Annotated in this window: 1 protein-coding gene; it reads left to right on the plus strand. The window is 63.4% G+C overall.

Going from position 1 to position 391, the window contains the following annotated elements:
• On the plus strand, positions 1-391 hold a 391-nt coding region (gene rpsD, locus JWG43_RS21185; protein WP_205244495.1), incomplete at both ends, for a 30S ribosomal protein S4.

Raw genomic sequence — 391 nt, forward strand, 5'->3', positions numbered from 1 at the left:
GACCTATGACGAGGCCGCGCGTCGCAAGGGCAACACCTCGGAAAACCTGATCGGTCTGCTGGAATCGCGCCTGGACGCCGTCGTCTATCGCGCCAAGTTCGTCCCGACCGTCTGGGCCGCCCGCCAGTTCGTCAGCCACGGCCACGTCCTGGTCAACGGCAAGAAGGTCGACATCGCCTCCTACCGCGTGAAGCCGGAAGACGTCGTCACCGTGAAGGAAAAGTCGCGCAACATGGCTCTGGTGCTCGAAGCCCAGCAGTCGTCGGAACGCGACGTGCCGGATTACCTGGAACTGTCGGACCGCTCGTTCTCGGTTCGCTACGTCCGCGTGCCGGAACTGTCGGACGTGCCGTACGCCGTGAAGATGGAACCGAACCTGGTCGTCGAATAC

The organism is Desulfobulbus alkaliphilus, from assembly GCF_016918545.1.
Taxonomy (GTDB): domain Bacteria; phylum Desulfobacterota; class Desulfobulbia; order Desulfobulbales; family Desulfobulbaceae; genus Desulfobulbus; species Desulfobulbus alkaliphilus.